10 protein-coding genes, 6 pseudogenes and 1 riboswitch are annotated in these 14,965 nt (G+C 62.6%); of the genes and pseudogenes, 6 read left to right on the top strand and 10 right to left on the bottom strand.

Translation table 11 applies throughout. The annotated features are described in order from the left end of the window. Window positions 1-4: 4 nt before the first annotated feature. The gene (locus tag L0A91_RS16015) at window positions 5-1,060 is read left to right on the top strand and encodes a hemolysin family protein (RefSeq protein WP_235245291.1); all 1,056 of its coding nucleotides are present in this window, start codon (window positions 5-7) and stop codon (window positions 1,058-1,060) included. 397 nt (window positions 1,061-1,457) lie between these two features. Here the strand turns inward: L0A91_RS16015 and L0A91_RS16010 are convergent, their stop codons facing one another. Together L0A91_RS16010 and L0A91_RS16005 are read right to left on the bottom strand one after the other, a co-directional pair. Further along, window positions 1,458-2,441, bottom strand: a complete 984-nt coding sequence (locus tag L0A91_RS16010; protein WP_235245288.1) for a C40 family peptidase — start codon at window positions 2,439-2,441, stop codon at window positions 1,458-1,460. Between the two features lie 3 nt (window positions 2,442-2,444). Further along, window positions 2,445-2,632, bottom strand: a riboswitch (cyclic di-AMP (ydaO/yuaA leader). 228 nt (window positions 2,633-2,860) lie between these two features. Continuing rightward, entirely contained in the window at window positions 2,861-3,544 is a 684-nt protein-coding gene (locus tag L0A91_RS16005; RefSeq protein WP_235245287.1) for a metal-dependent transcriptional regulator, read from the bottom strand. A gap of 100 nt (window positions 3,545-3,644) precedes the next feature. Here L0A91_RS16005 and L0A91_RS16000 point away from each other — a divergent pair, with 100 nt between their 5' ends. Continuing rightward, window positions 3,645-4,256 (top strand): DUF3105 domain-containing protein, encoded by a 612-nt coding sequence (locus tag L0A91_RS16000; protein WP_235245285.1) that lies wholly within the window; start codon window positions 3,645-3,647, stop codon window positions 4,254-4,256. A 152-nt stretch (window positions 4,257-4,408) separates the two neighbouring features. Beyond that, window positions 4,409-4,879: pseudogene (locus tag L0A91_RS15995) on the top strand (DUF305 domain-containing protein); the annotation flags it as partial. Between the two features lie 133 nt (window positions 4,880-5,012). Here the strand turns inward: L0A91_RS15995 and pdxH are convergent. Then, the gene (pdxH, locus tag L0A91_RS15990) at window positions 5,013-5,693 is read right to left on the bottom strand and encodes a pyridoxamine 5'-phosphate oxidase (protein WP_235245283.1); all 681 of its coding nucleotides are present in this window, start codon (window positions 5,691-5,693) and stop codon (window positions 5,013-5,015) included. A 63-nt stretch (window positions 5,694-5,756) separates the two neighbouring features. On the opposite strand from pdxH, the gene L0A91_RS15985 reads away from it, so the two are divergent. Continuing rightward, window positions 5,757-6,242, top strand: coding sequence for a hypothetical protein (locus tag L0A91_RS15985; RefSeq protein WP_235245281.1), 486 nt, complete (start codon window positions 5,757-5,759; stop codon window positions 6,240-6,242). Here L0A91_RS15985 and L0A91_RS15980 read toward each other — a convergent pair. Further along, window positions 6,239-7,979, bottom strand: a pseudogene (locus tag L0A91_RS15980) (gamma-glutamyltransferase family protein). The gene L0A91_RS15985 and the pseudogene L0A91_RS15980 overlap by 4 nt on opposite strands. A 241-nt stretch (window positions 7,980-8,220) precedes the next feature. Here L0A91_RS15980 and L0A91_RS15975 point away from each other — a divergent pair. Beyond that, window positions 8,221-9,586, top strand: a pseudogene (locus tag L0A91_RS15975) (DHA2 family efflux MFS transporter permease subunit). Between the two features lie 234 nt (window positions 9,587-9,820). On the opposite strand, the gene L0A91_RS15960 reads toward L0A91_RS15975, so the two are convergent. The 5 genes and pseudogenes from L0A91_RS15960 to L0A91_RS15940 all read right to left on the bottom strand — a co-directional run bounded on the left by L0A91_RS15960 (window position 9,821) and on the right by L0A91_RS15940 (window position 14,290). Beyond that, window positions 9,821-10,942 carry an MFS transporter gene (locus L0A91_RS15960; protein WP_311198179.1) on the bottom strand — a complete coding sequence of 374 codons (1,122 nt, stop codon included), beginning with the start codon at window positions 10,940-10,942 and terminating at the stop codon, window positions 9,821-9,823. Window positions 10,943-10,947: 5 nt separating this feature from the next. After that, window positions 10,948-11,289, bottom strand: coding sequence for a MarR family winged helix-turn-helix transcriptional regulator (locus L0A91_RS15955; protein ID WP_235245275.1), 342 nt, complete (start codon window positions 11,287-11,289; stop codon window positions 10,948-10,950). Window positions 11,290-11,707: 418 nt separating this feature from the next. Continuing rightward, the gene (locus L0A91_RS15950; RefSeq protein ID WP_235245274.1) at window positions 11,708-11,911 is read right to left on the bottom strand and encodes a hypothetical protein; all 204 of its coding nucleotides are present in this window, start codon (window positions 11,909-11,911) and stop codon (window positions 11,708-11,710) included. A gap of 252 nt (window positions 11,912-12,163) precedes the next feature. Beyond that, window positions 12,164-13,628 (bottom strand): annotated as a pseudogene (locus tag L0A91_RS15945) (NCS2 family permease). Window positions 13,629-13,757: 129 nt separating this feature from the next. Further along, window positions 13,758-14,290, bottom strand: a pseudogene (locus tag L0A91_RS15940) (DUF3027 domain-containing protein). Window positions 14,291-14,388: 98 nt separating this feature from the next. On the opposite strand from L0A91_RS15940, the gene L0A91_RS15935 reads away from it, so the two are divergent. Further along, window positions 14,389-14,568: a hypothetical protein gene (locus L0A91_RS15935; protein WP_235246694.1), complete on the top strand. Its 180-nt coding sequence runs from the start codon at window positions 14,389-14,391 to the stop codon at window positions 14,566-14,568. On the opposite strand, the pseudogene L0A91_RS15930 reads toward L0A91_RS15935, so the two are convergent. Continuing rightward, window positions 14,490-14,889, bottom strand: a pseudogene (locus L0A91_RS15930) (cold-shock protein). The gene L0A91_RS15935 and the pseudogene L0A91_RS15930 sit on opposite strands and share 79 nt — an antisense overlap. Window positions 14,890-14,965: the final 76 nt, after the last annotated feature.

The raw sequence follows: 14,965 nt of genomic DNA, 5'->3' as shown, positions 1-14,965 counted from the left end.
ATTCATGAGCACCGGAACAGCTCTGCTGATCTCTGTTGTCCTACTGGCCCTCAACGGCTTCTTTGTTGCGGCCGAGTTCGCTGTCGTTGCCGCTAAGCGCCACCGCCTCGAAGAGAAGGCTGCTGAAGGTAGCCGCGCTGCCAAGGCAGCTGTCAACGCGAACAAGGAACTGAGCCTGATGCTGGCGGGTGCCCAATTGGGAATCACGCTGTGCACCCTGGGCTTGGGGGCTCTTTCGGAGCCGGCAATTGCCGCACTCTTGGAGCCCTTGCTGCACGCCATTCACGTGCCCGAGTCGTTGATGCACCTCATTTCGGTCATCATCGCCGTGGCCATCGTGGTCTTCTTGCACATGGTTGTCGGTGAGATGGCTCCGAAGTCGTGGGCGATTTCGCACCCCGAGTCTTCGGCTCTCATCCTGGCGATGCCCTTCAGGGCCTTCACCTGGGTTTTCCGTCCGGTGATCTTCGTGCTGGACGAAATCGCCAACGCCTTGCTCAAGCTCTTCAAAGTCGAGCCCGTCGATTCAGGCGAGAGTGGCCGTCGCGGCCCAGCTGACCTGCAACTCTTGCTGTCGACCTCACACGAGCACGGCGTCCTGCCCGACCAGGAGCACGCCATGCTCACCGGTGCATTGCGCTTGGAGAACGAGACCATCGCAGCTGTGATGTTCCCGCTGAGCGAGGCAGTCACTATCGCCTCGGATGGCACCGCGCTCGACGTCGAGGCACTGTCACGTGACAGCGGTCGCAGCCGACTCTTCGTCACACAGAATCGCCAGGTCACTGGTTTGGTTCACGTGCGCGACGCGATGCGAGCAACCGCTGGCGGCCAGCAAGACCGCCCGTTGACAGACTTCATCCAAGAGACGGTCGCACTGCCCGCGTCGATGCATCTCATTGACGCAGTGAGTGCATTGCGGCAGCAGCGCGCACAGTTGGCATTAGTTCAGGACGGCAACGGCCAGACAGTCGGTTTGGCTTCACTCGAAGACATCCTCGAGCAGATCCTCGGCGAGTTTGACGACGAGACTGACCTGCCCGAACCAGCAAACGTCTAGTCGGTATGCGGTGAGCTAGTCAGCGCGCCGCATACCGACAGCAAAGACCCGGCTCCCCGTGAACACACATCACGAGGGGCCGGGTCTTTCTATGCCGTCTCAGGCCCATCCTGCGAGGAAAGTGCAGTCGAAGACGCTGGCCTACGCGCGGCACCGTCGGATCGTAGTGAAGCGCTCGCCGTCCTCCGGCTGCTGCCAATAGCGGCGCTCCCCCGAACTTAGCACCCCGTCACAGAAACGACAGTTGCTAGACCCCAAAGGGTCGAGCCTGCTCAAAGAGTCTCGCTCAAGCAGCGACATACAACAGTGAAGCCCCACACCAGATGGTGTGGGGCTTCACCAGACGTCTTCGATGAGTGTCGCGTCATCGTTGACGCAGAATCAAACTCAGTGGCTATTAACCAACGCGGCCGTAGCCCGATACGCCAGAGAACATGTTGCGCTTCTGGGTGGGGATGCCTGCACGACCCGAGTCGTAGATCATGCCATCGCCGGCGTAGATGCCAACGTGGTAAGCCGGGTAGCCCCAGAAGACCAAGTCGCCGGGAACAGGGTTGCTGACCGGGGTAGCCATCGACTGCTGAGCAGCGGCGGTGCGGGGCAACGAGATGCCGTTCTGGGCGTACACGTAGCTGGTGTAACCCGAGCAGTCGAAGCCTGCAGGAGTGGTGCCACCGAAGACATACATGATGCCGGTGTAAGCAGCAGCGGTGCCGATGATGCCGGAACCGGAAGCAGCAGGTGCCGGGGCAGGAGCAGCAGCCGTGGTGGTCTGCGAGCGGCTGGCGCTGCTGGAGGTGGAACGCTGCGAGGTCGAAGCAGACGTAGTGGCCGGAGCCGACTCGTTGCTTGTGGTGGACGTCTGCGCTGGAGCGGAGGTCTCGGCCGGGGCAGCAGTCGTCTCAGCAGCAGGAGCGGCGGTGGCCGTGGTCTCAGCAGCAGGAGCGGCGGTGGCCGTGGTCTCAGCAGCAGGAGCGGCGGTGGCCGTGGTCTCAGCAGGAGCTGCCTCAACGACGGGCTCCGGCTCGGGCTCGGGCTCCGGCTCAACGCCGACGAAGCCGGCGGTGCCGAAGGTCTCAACTGCGACGACGGCGGGGGCCTGCGGCGCAACAGCGGCCTCAACCGGACGGTCCGCCCTTTCGATGACGCTGTTCAAGTCAACTGAGAGCAGGTTAACGGCGGAAGAGTTGGAGCCAGCGGACACGGCGGCGACATCGTCAACGACACCGCGGGGGGCAGCGTTGGCGGGAACGGCGATCGTGGCCAGCAGTCCACCTGAGGTGGCTGCAATGGCAGTGGCCTTGGCAGTACGCGAGAACGCGATGCTCTTGGCCGAAAGGGCGTGCGGCGCGCGGTGGCGGCCATTCAAGATTTGCGACACAGGTATACCTCTCCATGAACCTACGGGGTGAGCTGTCGGGCTCGGGCTGGAGTTGCCCGGACAAGCTCCGTAATCGGAGGCTGTCTTAGCCCCTAGGGATCCTTGCTCGATCCCAGACTTGGGTCCCCCGCTCCTGTCAAGCGGATATTGCAGGACTCAACCGCAGTGACAGGATTCGGCTTCACGGTGAGTGTCTCGCTGTTCTAGCGCGACAAGAAGAACACTACAGTGCCGACTCCGGGAATGTCACGTTTAGGTAAAGGCAAAAACCGATCTTTTTCAACAGTCTTTAGTTGAACCCCTCTGACCTGCATAAATACGCGTAGGCAACTTAGGCTGCAAGCGTTTTCGTGACGGAGTTCACATCACGAAACGATATCGAGAGCGCCGCAAGGCGGAACTTTTAGTAAACCCGCAGGTCACACGGCGGTGACGAAGAGGTGGAGCGCCACATCGTGCGGAAGTGAGATCCGCTCGCCCTCAGGCCCGGTGAGCAACACACGATCGCCCTCTTGTTGCAGGTCAACACTAGCGCCTGGAACAACGCCAGCGTGCAGCAGCAGGTCCAAAACCTCGGGATCAACCTGGGCCGGCTCACCGAGACGAATCAGCCGCCACGACTTTACTTCTTCTTTAACAACTGAAGTGACCGGCGATCCGCCCGCGGGCACTGCCGGCTGGTCGATCCCCAACTCAGACAACCCAGGGATGGGGTTGCCATAGGGCGAGCGCTCTCGGTCTTGGATCAAGGTGAGGATGTGCTTCTCCACGCGATCGCTCATCACGTGCTCCCAGCGGCAAGCCTCGTCGTGCACATAGGCCGGGTCTAGGCCGATGACATCAATCAAGAGACGCTCGGCCAGCCGGTGCTTGCGCATCACTCGCATCGCGGTGACCTCGCCGAGGTCGGTCAGGTGCAAGCGACGATCCTGCTCAAGGTGCAACAAACCATCGCGTTCCATCCGCGCAACGGTTTGACTCACGGTCGGGCCGGAATGGCCCAGACGCTCGGCAATGCGCGCACGCATCGGGGTGACACCGTCCTCAACCAACTCATAAATGGTCTTGAGATACATCTCAGTGGTGTCAATCAGATCAGTCATCTGCGCTGCCTCCTTGTGGCCTGCCTTGATTCTACGGTTGCTCACAGACAATCCTCGTACCATTGCGTCTTCTTGAGCTGTCAACGAGGAGTAACCAACCATGGCACGTCCGCAGTCGTCCGATCGCAATGCCAAAGTGGCCGCTATTCAGAAAGAGGCCAAGCGCAAGGACCGCAGTCGTCTCTTCACTATCTGGGGCGCCTTGGGACTCGTGCTTCTCCTTATTGTCGGCGCCGTCGGCTTCGCGATTGCCAACCGCCCGACGCTTGACGCAGTGCAAGAGTATGAGGACTTGGGCCGAGACCACCTTGTTGAGGCAGTGGAGTACGACCAGTCACCGCCTCCGGGCGGCGACCACCACCCGGCATGGCTGAACTGTGGCGTCTACACCGAAGAGGTTCCGCAGCACCACGCAGTGCACTCGCTCGAGCATGGTGCCGTCTGGCTCTCCTACCAGCCTGATCTGCCCGCAGCGGAACTCGAGACGCTGCAAGGCCTGGCCGACCAGCCCTACATGATCCTCTCCCCCGTTGCCGACCAGACAGCGCCCGTCGTGGCCACCGCTTGGGGCTTGCAACTGGAGGCAGACTCCGCCGACGACCCCCGCTTGTCGACCTTCATCGGTGAATACCGTCAAGGCCCGCAGACCCCTGAGCCAGGCGCCGCTTGCACTGGTGGCACAGCCGTCGACTTGGTTGAAGCAGGCAAGTGACACGCGGGAACACGTCACCCAACGTGCGGTCTCGGTTTGCCCCGCTAGCCCTTGCTGGGGCTTTGGCCATCGCGGTCCTGCTCTTTGCCGCGTGGTTGTTAAACCCGTCGACCCCGGACAACGACTCTGTTGAAGCCGGCTTCGCTCGGGACATGGCCGAGCACCACGCCCAGGCAGTCGACATGTCGCTCATCACGCTCAGCGAGTCGGACAGCGACGACATCGGGTTTTTGACCTACGACATCGCCACGACCCAGAGCAACCAAATCGGGCGGATGCAATCGTGGCTCATTGAGTGGGACCTGCCACTCGCTGGCGACGGCACTCGCATGGAGTGGATGGTGCAAGACGACGGATCAATGGCCGGCCACCACGACATGTCAGCGCTGGAGAGCACTGAGCGTGGATATAGCGGTATGTCGATGGCTAGCGAAGGCACTCCCGGAGAGTCGGACTATCGCGCCATGCCTGGGATGGCGACCTTGGGCGAAATGGATCAATTGCGCAGCGCTGAAGGTGAAGACGCCGAGATCCTTTATTTGCAATTGATGATCACCCACCATTTGGCCGGCGTCGACATGGCACAGGCAGCGCTCGACACAGCCGCCGACCAACAAGTGACCGACCTCGCTCAAGCGATGGTCAACGGCCAGGAGTCCGAGATCTATTTGATGTGGGACTACCTGGATGCGCGGATGCAGAGCCGCGTGAGGACTTGGCCGCGTTGGGTTACACCGACCGCTAGGCCCACGACGGCTAGGGCTGTAGCCGCTCCATCGTCCATGCCGTCAGGTCTGAAAGGTCACCTGACCCGGTCCGCGTCAACCGCAGGCGATCGTGCAAGCGGCTGCGACGTCCGGCCCAAAACTCCACGCTGGTCGGCTCGATCCACCAGCCGCCCCAGTGCTCCGGCAGCGGCACATCATCAACGTTTCCATGGTCTGGGAAGCGCTCTTCCAACTCCCGGTATGCCGTGTGCACGACTTCGCGCGTGGCAGCCACCTGAGATTGCGCGGAGGCCCAGGCCCCAATGCGGGATCCATACGGGCGGCTTTGGTGATACTCCAGCACGTCCTCGCGGGACACGGGGACGGCAACGCCCCGGAACCGAATCGCCCGGAACATTGAGGGCCACACCAGGGCGGCAGCAACATGGTCCTGCGCCCGAATCTGTTGGCCCTTGGCTGAATCGATGTTGGTAAAGAAGGCCAGACCGCGGCCCTCAAGCAACCGCATGAGCACAGTGCGGACGTCCGGAAACCCGTCGGCATCCACTGTGGCTAAGTGGATAGCCATCGGCTCGGGCACATTGCCTTTGGCCTCCTGCTGCTGTAGTGCGGCATCGACCCACTCCTGGATCTGCGCCAGCGGAGACGAAGCAAACGTGTCTTCATCGAGACCGTCAGAGTTGTAATCTGTGCGCGCTTGGATGCCCATGCAGCCATTGTCGCAGGCACGATCTAGGCTAGGACCACAGGCATTGATATAGGAGGCGATCACATGCCAGGCAAGAGCAAGGCTGTCGGAGCCGCACTCAAATACGGTCCGCTGGTCTACACAGCGGCACAAAAGTACGGCCCACAGGTCGTTGAACAACTCAAGGGTCAACGTGAGCCAGCCGAGAAGTTCGTCCAGGACAAGGTAGCTAAGGGCAACCAGCGCAAAAAGGCGTTGCAGCACGCTGGCACGGTGGTGAACGGCAGCATCCTGCAGGTTTTCTACAAGAACAAGGCGCATTGGATCGTGTTCTCCGGCGATGAACCTATCGCCGTGCACCCGCCGACGTCAGCCTCCTACAACGACTTGCTGCAGCATGCTGACCTCAGCAAGCGGGTCTTGCCCGGCCAGCGCACTAGCGGGCCGGCCAGTTTCAAGCGCCGCAAGCCCGCTAACCGCCGTGGCGGCACCAAGCCGGCCGCGTCGACTTATCGGCTGAAGGATGAGGGCGAGGGCGATACGCCTCCCACTCCCCCGACTCTGGGCTAGCGGCCCACCGCATACCCCTGCATTCCGCGTGGGTTGGCCCCGGCCGAAATGATTCCGGTATGCGGGTCGCGGGCCACCGCGCACATCCGCCCGAGGGTCCAAGCACCACTGAGTTGCAGCAGGTGCCCTTGGGCCTCGAGGCCAGCCAGCACCTGATCGTCGATCCGGTCTTCGGCCACGACGACACCTGGCTCGATCGCCCGCGGATAGAACGAACCGGGGAAGCTGGTCGTGTGCGACATCGGGGCATCGATCGCCTCCTGCAGCGTGGCGCCACCCACGAGGTGACGCAGCAAGAACAGCGATTGCCACTGGTCCTGCTGGTCTCCACCGGGTGAGCCACAGGCCAGCACTGGCTGACCGTCGCGCAAGACCATGGTCGGGGTCAGCGTCGTGCGGGGCCGCTTGCCCGGCACCAATGAGGACACCAATCCCTGCTCAAGCCACATCATCTGCAGCCTGCTGCCCAGCGGGAAGCCCAACTCCGGGATTATTGGCGACGACTGCAACCAGCCACCGCTGGGCGTCGCCGAGATCATGTTGCCCCATCGATCGACGACGTCGACGTTGCAGGTGTCTCCGCGAGTCACGCCATCGCGACGAACCGTGGGCTCACCCACCGTCGCGTCGACCGGGTGCTCAACCTCCGCGAGCGCCAACTCAGCCATCCGAGGCGTGGCGCCCCGGGTTGGCCCGGCCGCACGCCCAGGTCGGCCCGGTCACCAATCAGCCCGGCCCGCTGAGCCAAGTAGTCACGGTCAAGCAGGGCCTCGAGCGGCACTTCGGCACTGTCACCCAACCAAGCCTCACGATCGGCCATCGCCAGTTTCCATGCCTCGTTAGTGGCATGCAGCCCAACAGCCGAGTCCGGGTCGAGCACCGCCGGGTCCTGATCGCTCAGCGAATCGAGCATGCCAAGCACCTGCAGCAGCGCTGGGCCTGACCCCAACCGCCAGTTTTGGCGATGGTGTGCCTCGCAAACTCCAGCGTTGCTGGCTCCTCCCAGGTCGCTTCATAGGAAGCGAGATCATCGGCGGTGATTACGCCGGGGGCCACTTCGCCCCCGTTATGCCGAAAGGGACGCGTGGCAAAGTCCGCTATCGCCTGAGCCACAAACCCGCTCGACCATTCAGCTCGGAAGCCATCAATCTGCTCCTCGCGGCCGCCTTCGACAGCTTCCGAGGCCACGATTAGCCGTTCCAACGTGGCCGCCCACGCTTCATTGCGCCACAGCTGCCCGGCGACCGGCCCTTGCCCATCGGCTAGCCACGCTTGGGCTGAGGTCGGCCAGTGCGTGGCAAACAGGTCGCTGACTCGCTCCACGGTGACCGCGACCGCACCCAGCAGCGGATGCCCGTCCCGCGCATACCCAAGAGCAGGTTCCAAAACCTGTCGCGGCGTCATCGTGCCGTAGTCCCTCAAGAGCAGCATCCATGCCTCTACCGCACCGGGCACAGCCGCAGCGAGCGGGCCGGAGCCGGGGACCATGGACATACCCAGGTCTGCGAAGTGTTCGGGTGTTGCGTTGGCCGGGGCTGGGCCTTGACCGCAAAGCACCAATGGCGAGCGCCCGGGTCCGGCGATGATGGCTGGCAGGTCACCGCCGGGGCCATTCAGATGCGGCTCGACGACCTGCAAGACAAACCCTGCGGCCACCCCGGCGTCGTAGGCGTTGCCCCCCAACTCCAGTATCCGCATCGCCGAGGATGACGCCAGCCAATGCGTGCTGGAAACCATGCCAAACGTGCCGGTCAGGGTGGGGCGGGTCGTGAAGGTCACAATGCTCCTCGGGTGGACGCCATCGTCGCGGAATATTGGCTGCCAATTTTCCGTTGCGATCCCATTGAACATCCCCGGCGTGAGGAATCTCGATCCGGCTCCCTAGAAAGACCGATCTGTGACTGAACGCCTTGCCCCTGCGGGCCCTGTTGACGAAGCGCCGACCCCCAAGGCTCCGCGTGAGTTGACCACCCGAGAGATGGGTGTCATTTGGCTGCTGCTGGCGGCCGCGTTCGTCGTCATCCTGAATGAGACGCTGCTCGCTGTCGCGCTCCCTGTCTTGCAGGTGGAGCTGGGTGTCAGCGAGTCCGCTATCCAGTGGCTGACCAGCGGCTTCATGCTCACCATGGCCGTCGTCATCCCAATCACTGGGTTCCTGATCCAGCGCCTGAGCACTCGCACCCTGTTTGCGACGGCCCTCGGGCTCTTTAGCACCGGCACGCTGGTTGCGGCAACCGCACCTGGCTTTGAGTTCCTGTTGGTGGGTCGCATCGTGCAAGCGACCGGCACCGCCGTCATGATGCCGCTGCTGATGACAACAGTCATGACGCTCGTCCCGCCAAAGGATCGTGGGCGGATCATGGGCCGCGTTTCCATCGTGATCTCGGTTGCCCCGGCCATGGGACCAACGATCTCGGGCGTCCTGCTCAACACCTTGGGCTGGCGTTCGCTGTTCTTGATGATGTTGCCGATTGCCCTCGTGATGCTGCTGATTGGCATGCGGTACATCTCCAACATCAGCGAGCCTCGGGCGCTCTCCGTTGACCTACTCTCGGTGGTGCTGAGCGGCTTTGGCTTCGGTGGCTTGGTGTATGCGTTGACTCAGATCGGTGAGAGCGTTGGCGGCGACATCGCGGGCCTGTTGATCCCGCTAGGCATCGGCCTGGTGTCCCTGGCCCTCTTCGTTTGGCGCCAAATTCGCCTCGGCGATGACGCACTGCTCAACTTGTCGACCTTCGCCAGCCTGAACTTCTCGCTTTCGATCTTGTTGATGATGACCAGCATGATGGCCCTCTTTGGCACCATCGTTTTGCTGCCGTTCTATCTGCAGGGCGTGCTGGGGCTGGAACCGTTGGCGGTCGGACTGTTGTTGCTCCCCGGCGGTCTGATGATGGGTTTGATGGGGCCACCCATCGGTCGCGCCTTGACCGGGTTGGCCCTCGCCCATTGCTGATCCCCGGCACCGTGATCGTGAGCTCAGTTCTCTGGCTGCTGACCCTGACCGGCAGTGGCACCCCACCGTGGGCCATCTTGGCCGGCCACGTCGTGCTCAGCATTGGCCTCGGGATGCTCTTCACCCCGCTCTTCACCACGGCTCTCGGCTCGGTGCAACCGCACCTGTATCCACATGGCAGCGCGATTGTCGGCACGGTGCAGCAGGTCGCGGGCGCAGCCGGGACAGCGCTTTTGTCACCATCATGAGCGCCGTTCAGATCGGTCAGAGCGATCTCGGCGAGATCGAGTCACTGTCAGCCGGCATCAGCGCCGCCTTCTTGACCGGGGCCGTCATTTCCACCCTCGGCGTGACGCTGACCTTCTTTATCAAGCGACCTGCAGAGAGCTAATTCAGGGCGCTGGCCACTGCCGCTGCCGCCAGCATTAACGCGAGGGCAGCCAGCACCAGGAAACGTCGAGTGCGCGCATCCATCAGCGGGCCTGCTCGGGCATAGTCTCGACCGGTCCACGGACAAGTTGGATCGGGTGTCGAAGTCGATTGCCTCGACGAATCGAAAGATGGTCAGCGCGCATGAGATATATCGTCGCAGCCGTTGCTGCTAAACCGGTCATGACGGTGGCAATCAGGATGGTCCAGCGAGCGCCATAGGCGTCACCGATCCAGCCAACCAGTGGCGCACCGAGCGGTGTCCCACCAAAAACACGGCCATGTAGAGCGACATCACTCGGCTGCGCACCGCTGAGTCGACGGACAGTTGCACCATCGAGTTGGCTGTCACCATGACGGTGAGGGCAAAGAAGCCGGTCGGGATCAACAACACGACGAAGATCGGCCAGGTCGGGGCCAAGCCGACTGCCAGAGTTGCTGCCGTGAATCCAAACATCGCCCCGAGCAATCGGCGCCAGCGCGGTCGACTCTGTCGGGCTGCGAGCAACGCACCGGCTAGCGAGCCAATGGCCATTACCGAGCCGACCAGTCCATAGTCTTCGACGCCACGGTCAAAGACCGAGGTGGCCATCAACGCGTTAGTGATCTGGAAGTTCATCCCAAACGTGCCATGCACAAAAGCCAGGGCCATGATGAGCATGATGTCGGGACGGTGCCGCACATAGCGCAAGCCTTCGGCGATCCGACCACGCCCCTTGCTTTGGGGTGCCAGATCTAGGTCATCGACCCGCAACGAAAGCAGCGCCAGCAGCACGGCGACGAAGGTTGCCGCGTTTATCAGCAGAGTTGGACCGGTGCCGATGGCGGCGATGAGCAGACCAGCGACGGCTGGGCCAACCAACCGGCCGCTGTGGAAGGACGCGCTGTTCAGGCCGACGGCGTTGGTCAACAGCTTGGGCGGGACCATCTCAGAGACGAAGGCTTGGCGTGCTGGCGCATCGATTGCGGCAGCACAACCCTGCAAGAAGGCGAGCACATACATGTGCCACAACTCCATGTGGCCGCCGATGACCATGACACCCATCAGGACGGCTGTCAGCGCCATCACCGACTGGGTGACCAACATGACGTCCCGCTTGCGGAAGCGGTCACCGATCGCTCCACCGATGGGCGCAAGCAGCAGCATCGGCAGGAACTGCAGGCCGGTCACGATGCCCAAGGCCTGGGCTGAGTTGTTAGTCAACTCAGTGAGGACAACCCAGTCTTGGGCCACTCGCCCCATCCAGGTCCCGGTGTTGGAGACAATGCCACCAGCGGCATACACCCGGTAGTTGCGGACCTTCAGGGCCGCGAACATCGTGCTCACTTGGTGGCCACCTGCCCCAACAAAACGGCGGCTTGCGCCAACACGTCTCGCTCGTGCTCCGACATACCCTCAAGACGGGCAGCCATCCACCCGTCGCGGCGCGCCTTCTCCTTCACGACAAAGTCACGCCCCTGCTGCGTCGGTGCCAACAGCGTCACGCGGCCATCGCTGGCGTCTGGCTGCCGCACGACGAGGCCTTGCTCGACGAGAGCGGCGATCGTTCGAGTCATGCTTGGCGCGCTGACCCGCTCGCGTTCGGCCAAATCTCCCGCTGCCCCCGGCGCCTCTGTCAGCCGCGCCAGCGCACCAGTGGTGGGCTGGCAAGTCACCGGCACCATCCAGCCGCACCTGGCGGGCTACCCGCATACACGCCATTCGTATGTCGTGTGCCAAGGCTGCAGGATCGCTGGCCTCGGGACGCTGGCTCGAGCTGGGACTGGGATTGCGATTGGGAGCGGTGGCAGATTCGTGACTCATTAGTCACGACAACTAGTTAGCCTTGCTAACTATTCCCTGCGGCTAAATGCCGAGGAGCCCAAAGCCTCGCCACTACTGTTCAGCGGCACCCAGGTGGCTTTGCGGCGTCTCCGCGCGGATCGCCACCGCAAAATCGACATCCTCTTGCACTATGCCCTTGGCTGCTTCGAGGACCTCGCGCACCGCATCGGCGGGGATGATGCAGACGCCAAAGTCATCGCCAAAGACATAGTCCCCAGGAAAACCGTCACCCCGGCAACAACGACGGGCCGGTTGGCCTCATAGGGGGCCAATCAGGCCACCCCCGGCCGCCGTCGTTTCACCTCGGCAGAAAGTCGTGAAGTCGTGGTCTTTCAACTCAGTGAAATCCCGCAACCGGCCATCAGCCAACAGCCCGGCAAGCCCCTGCACGCCTACGCGCAGCATCTTGGTGCCACCGCCCGGCGAAGCGTCCGGATGCCCGTTGCCAGCTAGCACCAACACCTTGCCGTCGCCGTCATCTCCGATGGCCTCATAAAACAGGTTCGCGAAGTTGTATTTTTGGACGGCATCCGCTCCGGCTGAGCCGGCATATAGCTGATGGTGACAGCAGGCCCAAAGAGGGTCCGGCCATCTCGATTGGGGCTAACGAAATCAAGCATGTGGGTGCGGTGTGAATACATCCGCCTCAGCGCGTCAACCACGTCAGCCGTGCGGACTCCTTGAGCGAGTGCGCGCAGCTCATCGTGCGTCGTATCAGGCCCCAAGCCACCCACGGATCGGGTCAATGGCGAAGTAGATGACGAAGAGTCCAGCAACCAGCCACATCAGTGGGTGAATTGCCCGAACCTTACCGCGCACCACCTTCAGCAACACGTATGCCACGAAGCCAGCACCAATACCTGCGGTGATCGAGTAGGTGAAGGGCATGAACACGATGGTCAGGAAGGCCGGGAAAGCGATCTCGATGTCATCCCAGTCAATCCCCTTGACCTGCTGCATCATCAAGAAGCCGACGACGACCAGCGCCGGCGTGGCGGCCTCGTACGGCACGATGGCGACCAGCGGCGACAGGAAAGTGGCCAGCAAGAACATGATGCCGACGACGACCGAAGAAAAACCGGTGCGCGCACCTTCGCCCACACCAGAGGCGGACTCGATGTATGCGGTGTTGCTGCTCACGCTGCCAGCACCACCGGCGACGGCGGCGAGCGAGTCGACGACCAGGATCCGACGGGTGTTGGGCGGGTTGCCCTCTTCGTCGAGCAGGCCAGCCTCGGAGCCGACGGCAACCATGGTGCCCATCGTGTCGAAGAAGTCAGCCAGCATCAGGGTGAAGACCAACAAAAAGACCGAAACGCCGCCGAGGGCGGAGAACGACCCCAGCAGGTTGAACTGGCCAAGCAGGCCAAAGTCGGGGGTCTGCACGATGCTTTCCGGCAAGGTTGGTGAGGTCAGGCCCACCCGGTTGGGTTCACGACTTCACCGGTGGCATCGGTCTGGGTGCCGATGTTGAGCCAGGCTTCGAGCACGATGGCCAGCACGGTCGAGCCGACAATTCCGTAAAGGATCGCGCCTTGGACCCGCAGCGCCATCAACGAAATGATGGTCAGCAGGCCGATCACGAAGACCAAAGTAGGCCACCCAGCGAGGAAGCCACCGACGCCCAATTCCAGCGGCACCGGGCCCGCAGGCTTGCGAATAATGCCTGCGTCAACCAAGCCGATAATGGTGATGAAGAGGCCAATACCAACGCTGATCGCTGTCTTGAGTTGGCTGGGGATCGCGCGGAAAACAGCCTCGCGGAAGCCGGTCAGCACCAAGATCAAGATGATTAGGCCTTCAAGGACAACGAGTCCCATCGCGTCAGCCCAGGTGACGCCATCAAGGTTGGCGATGCCGTACGCAACGAAGGCGTTGAGGCCCAATCCGGTGGCCAGAGCCAAGGGATAGTTAGCGACGACACCCATCACGATCGTCATGATGCCCGCGACCAGCGCAGTGGCTGCCGCGATCTTGCTGAGATCGCCATCGGCCAAAACTCGCCGGTGCCATCGGGGACGGTGCCGATGATGAGCGGGTTCAGCACCACGATATAGGCCATCGTGAAGAAGGTGGCGATGCCACCTCGGACCTCGCGACTGAGCGTCGATCCGCGCTGAGAGATCTGGAAGTAGCGGTCTAGGCCCTTGGCCTGAGAGTCCGTGGTCACAGTGGACATGCAGAGGTACCTCGGAGAACGTGAAGGTGAGGTTGGTAAGACGCACCGATGCGCCAAGAACGCTCGCCATGCTAGCCGAACTTCACCCCTGGCTGATGCCCGAGAACTGCAGTTATTCGGTGCCTTGCGTCACTTCAACGGAAGAGTCGTCCAGCACGAGGGGCCCACGTGATCCGGCTTGCGTTGCTCGACATCAACTTCGCTGTGCGCGCCGCAGCCGTGATCCAGGCTGACGACCGTGCCATCGCTGGGCGACCACTCGTTGGCGCATACCCCAAAACGGATCGGAGCGCTCCGGCCATCGGGACAAAAAAGCCACAACTGGTGCAGTTTGCCGAGGCCTTGCGAGCCACTTCGGCGCTTGGCCCGTGCGACCCGTCATACCAACGCTGGGCCGCTCGGTCCCGACCTTGAGCGGACAAGACCCGCTTGCGACCTAGACCGAGCTCAAAGAAACCCACCTGGTCGACGTCCTCGTCTCCGGTGGCTTCAAAGCCGCCTTCCAGAGACGCGTCATCTTCGACGTATGGCGTGCTGTCACCAGCACCGATGTCACCAGGCTGCAGGCGCTCCACGTAGGGCAACCAATCCGGCGGCAACAATGCTTCGTCGCCCGGCACCAGGTGCGTCTCACTGACCGTGGCCTTGCGGCCGCGCGGCACACGGGAAAGCGTGATGGCCCAGCGCCACCCCGGTACGCCCGGGAAGTGCAGGCGAAGTAGTGCGTCACAAGACGCTCCGCTTCACCTAGGACGCCGAGATGCTCACCGACCGTGCCAGGCTCAGCGACGTCGAGCGCAGCCAGTCGAGCAACCTCGACGGCTCCGCTCAACATCGTGTCGACCTTGCGGGCGGCCATGCTCAGGCTCCAGCCTCAAACTGGTCTGCGACCCCGCGCAGCGCCTTAGCCAGTGCCAATGACACGTTCTTGTCGGGGTAGCGCCCTTGCGCAGCGAGTCCGACGATGAGTCCAACAGCGTGATCAGGTCTTCAACCACGGGGACTAGCTCATCGGCCGGCTTGCGCTGACGCAGCGCCTTTGACCTGGCAACCGAAGGGGCTTCGTCGAGCAGGCGGACGTGCAGGGCCTGATCGCCACGGCGACCTTGAGCCACGTCGAATTCGACTCGGGCACCGCGGCCAACGCGGTGGCACCCGAGGGCAGCGCGCTGGAGTGGACATAAACATCGGCGCCTTCGTCACTTGAAACGAAGCCGAAGCCCTTGTCCTCGTTGTAGAACCTGACCTTGCCCGTAGGCACGTGAACACCTCATCGTTGCGTTAGTTGGGCAGATTTGGCGCACGCGAAAATGCGCAGCCAGTCTGCGTTGTTTTCC

Origin of the sequence: Ornithinimicrobium sp. INDO-MA30-4 (assembly GCF_021535045.1) — a bacterium.
In the GTDB taxonomy this organism is placed as follows: Bacteria; Actinomycetota; Actinomycetes; order Actinomycetales; family Dermatophilaceae; genus Ornithinicoccus.
Note: the sequence above shows the minus strand (reverse complement) of the source record. Positions and strands in the feature narration are given on the sequence as shown.

Coding starts and splice junctions, on each gene's coding strand:
- L0A91_RS16015 (WP_235245291.1), top strand. CDS start 5: ATGAGCACCGGAACAGCTCTGCTGATCTCTGTTGTCCTACTGGCCCTC.
- L0A91_RS16005 (WP_235245287.1), bottom strand. CDS start 3,544: ATGACTGATCTGATTGACACCACTGAGATGTATCTCAAGACCATTTAT.
- L0A91_RS16000 (WP_235245285.1), top strand. CDS start 3,645: ATGGCACGTCCGCAGTCGTCCGATCGCAATGCCAAAGTGGCCGCTATT.
- pdxH (WP_235245283.1), bottom strand. CDS start 5,693: ATGGGCATCCAAGCGCGCACAGATTACAACTCTGACGGTCTCGATGAA.
- L0A91_RS15985 (WP_235245281.1), top strand. CDS start 5,757: ATGCCAGGCAAGAGCAAGGCTGTCGGAGCCGCACTCAAATACGGTCCG.
- L0A91_RS15960 (WP_311198179.1), bottom strand. CDS start 10,942: ATGTTCGCGGCCCTGAAGGTCCGCAACTACCGGGTGTATGCCGCTGGT.
- L0A91_RS15955 (WP_235245275.1), bottom strand. CDS start 11,289: ATGGTGCCGGTGACTTGCCAGCCCACCACTGGTGCGCTGGCGCGGCTG.
- L0A91_RS15935 (WP_235246694.1), top strand. CDS start 14,389: ATGCTCACCGACCGTGCCAGGCTCAGCGACGTCGAGCGCAGCCAGTCG.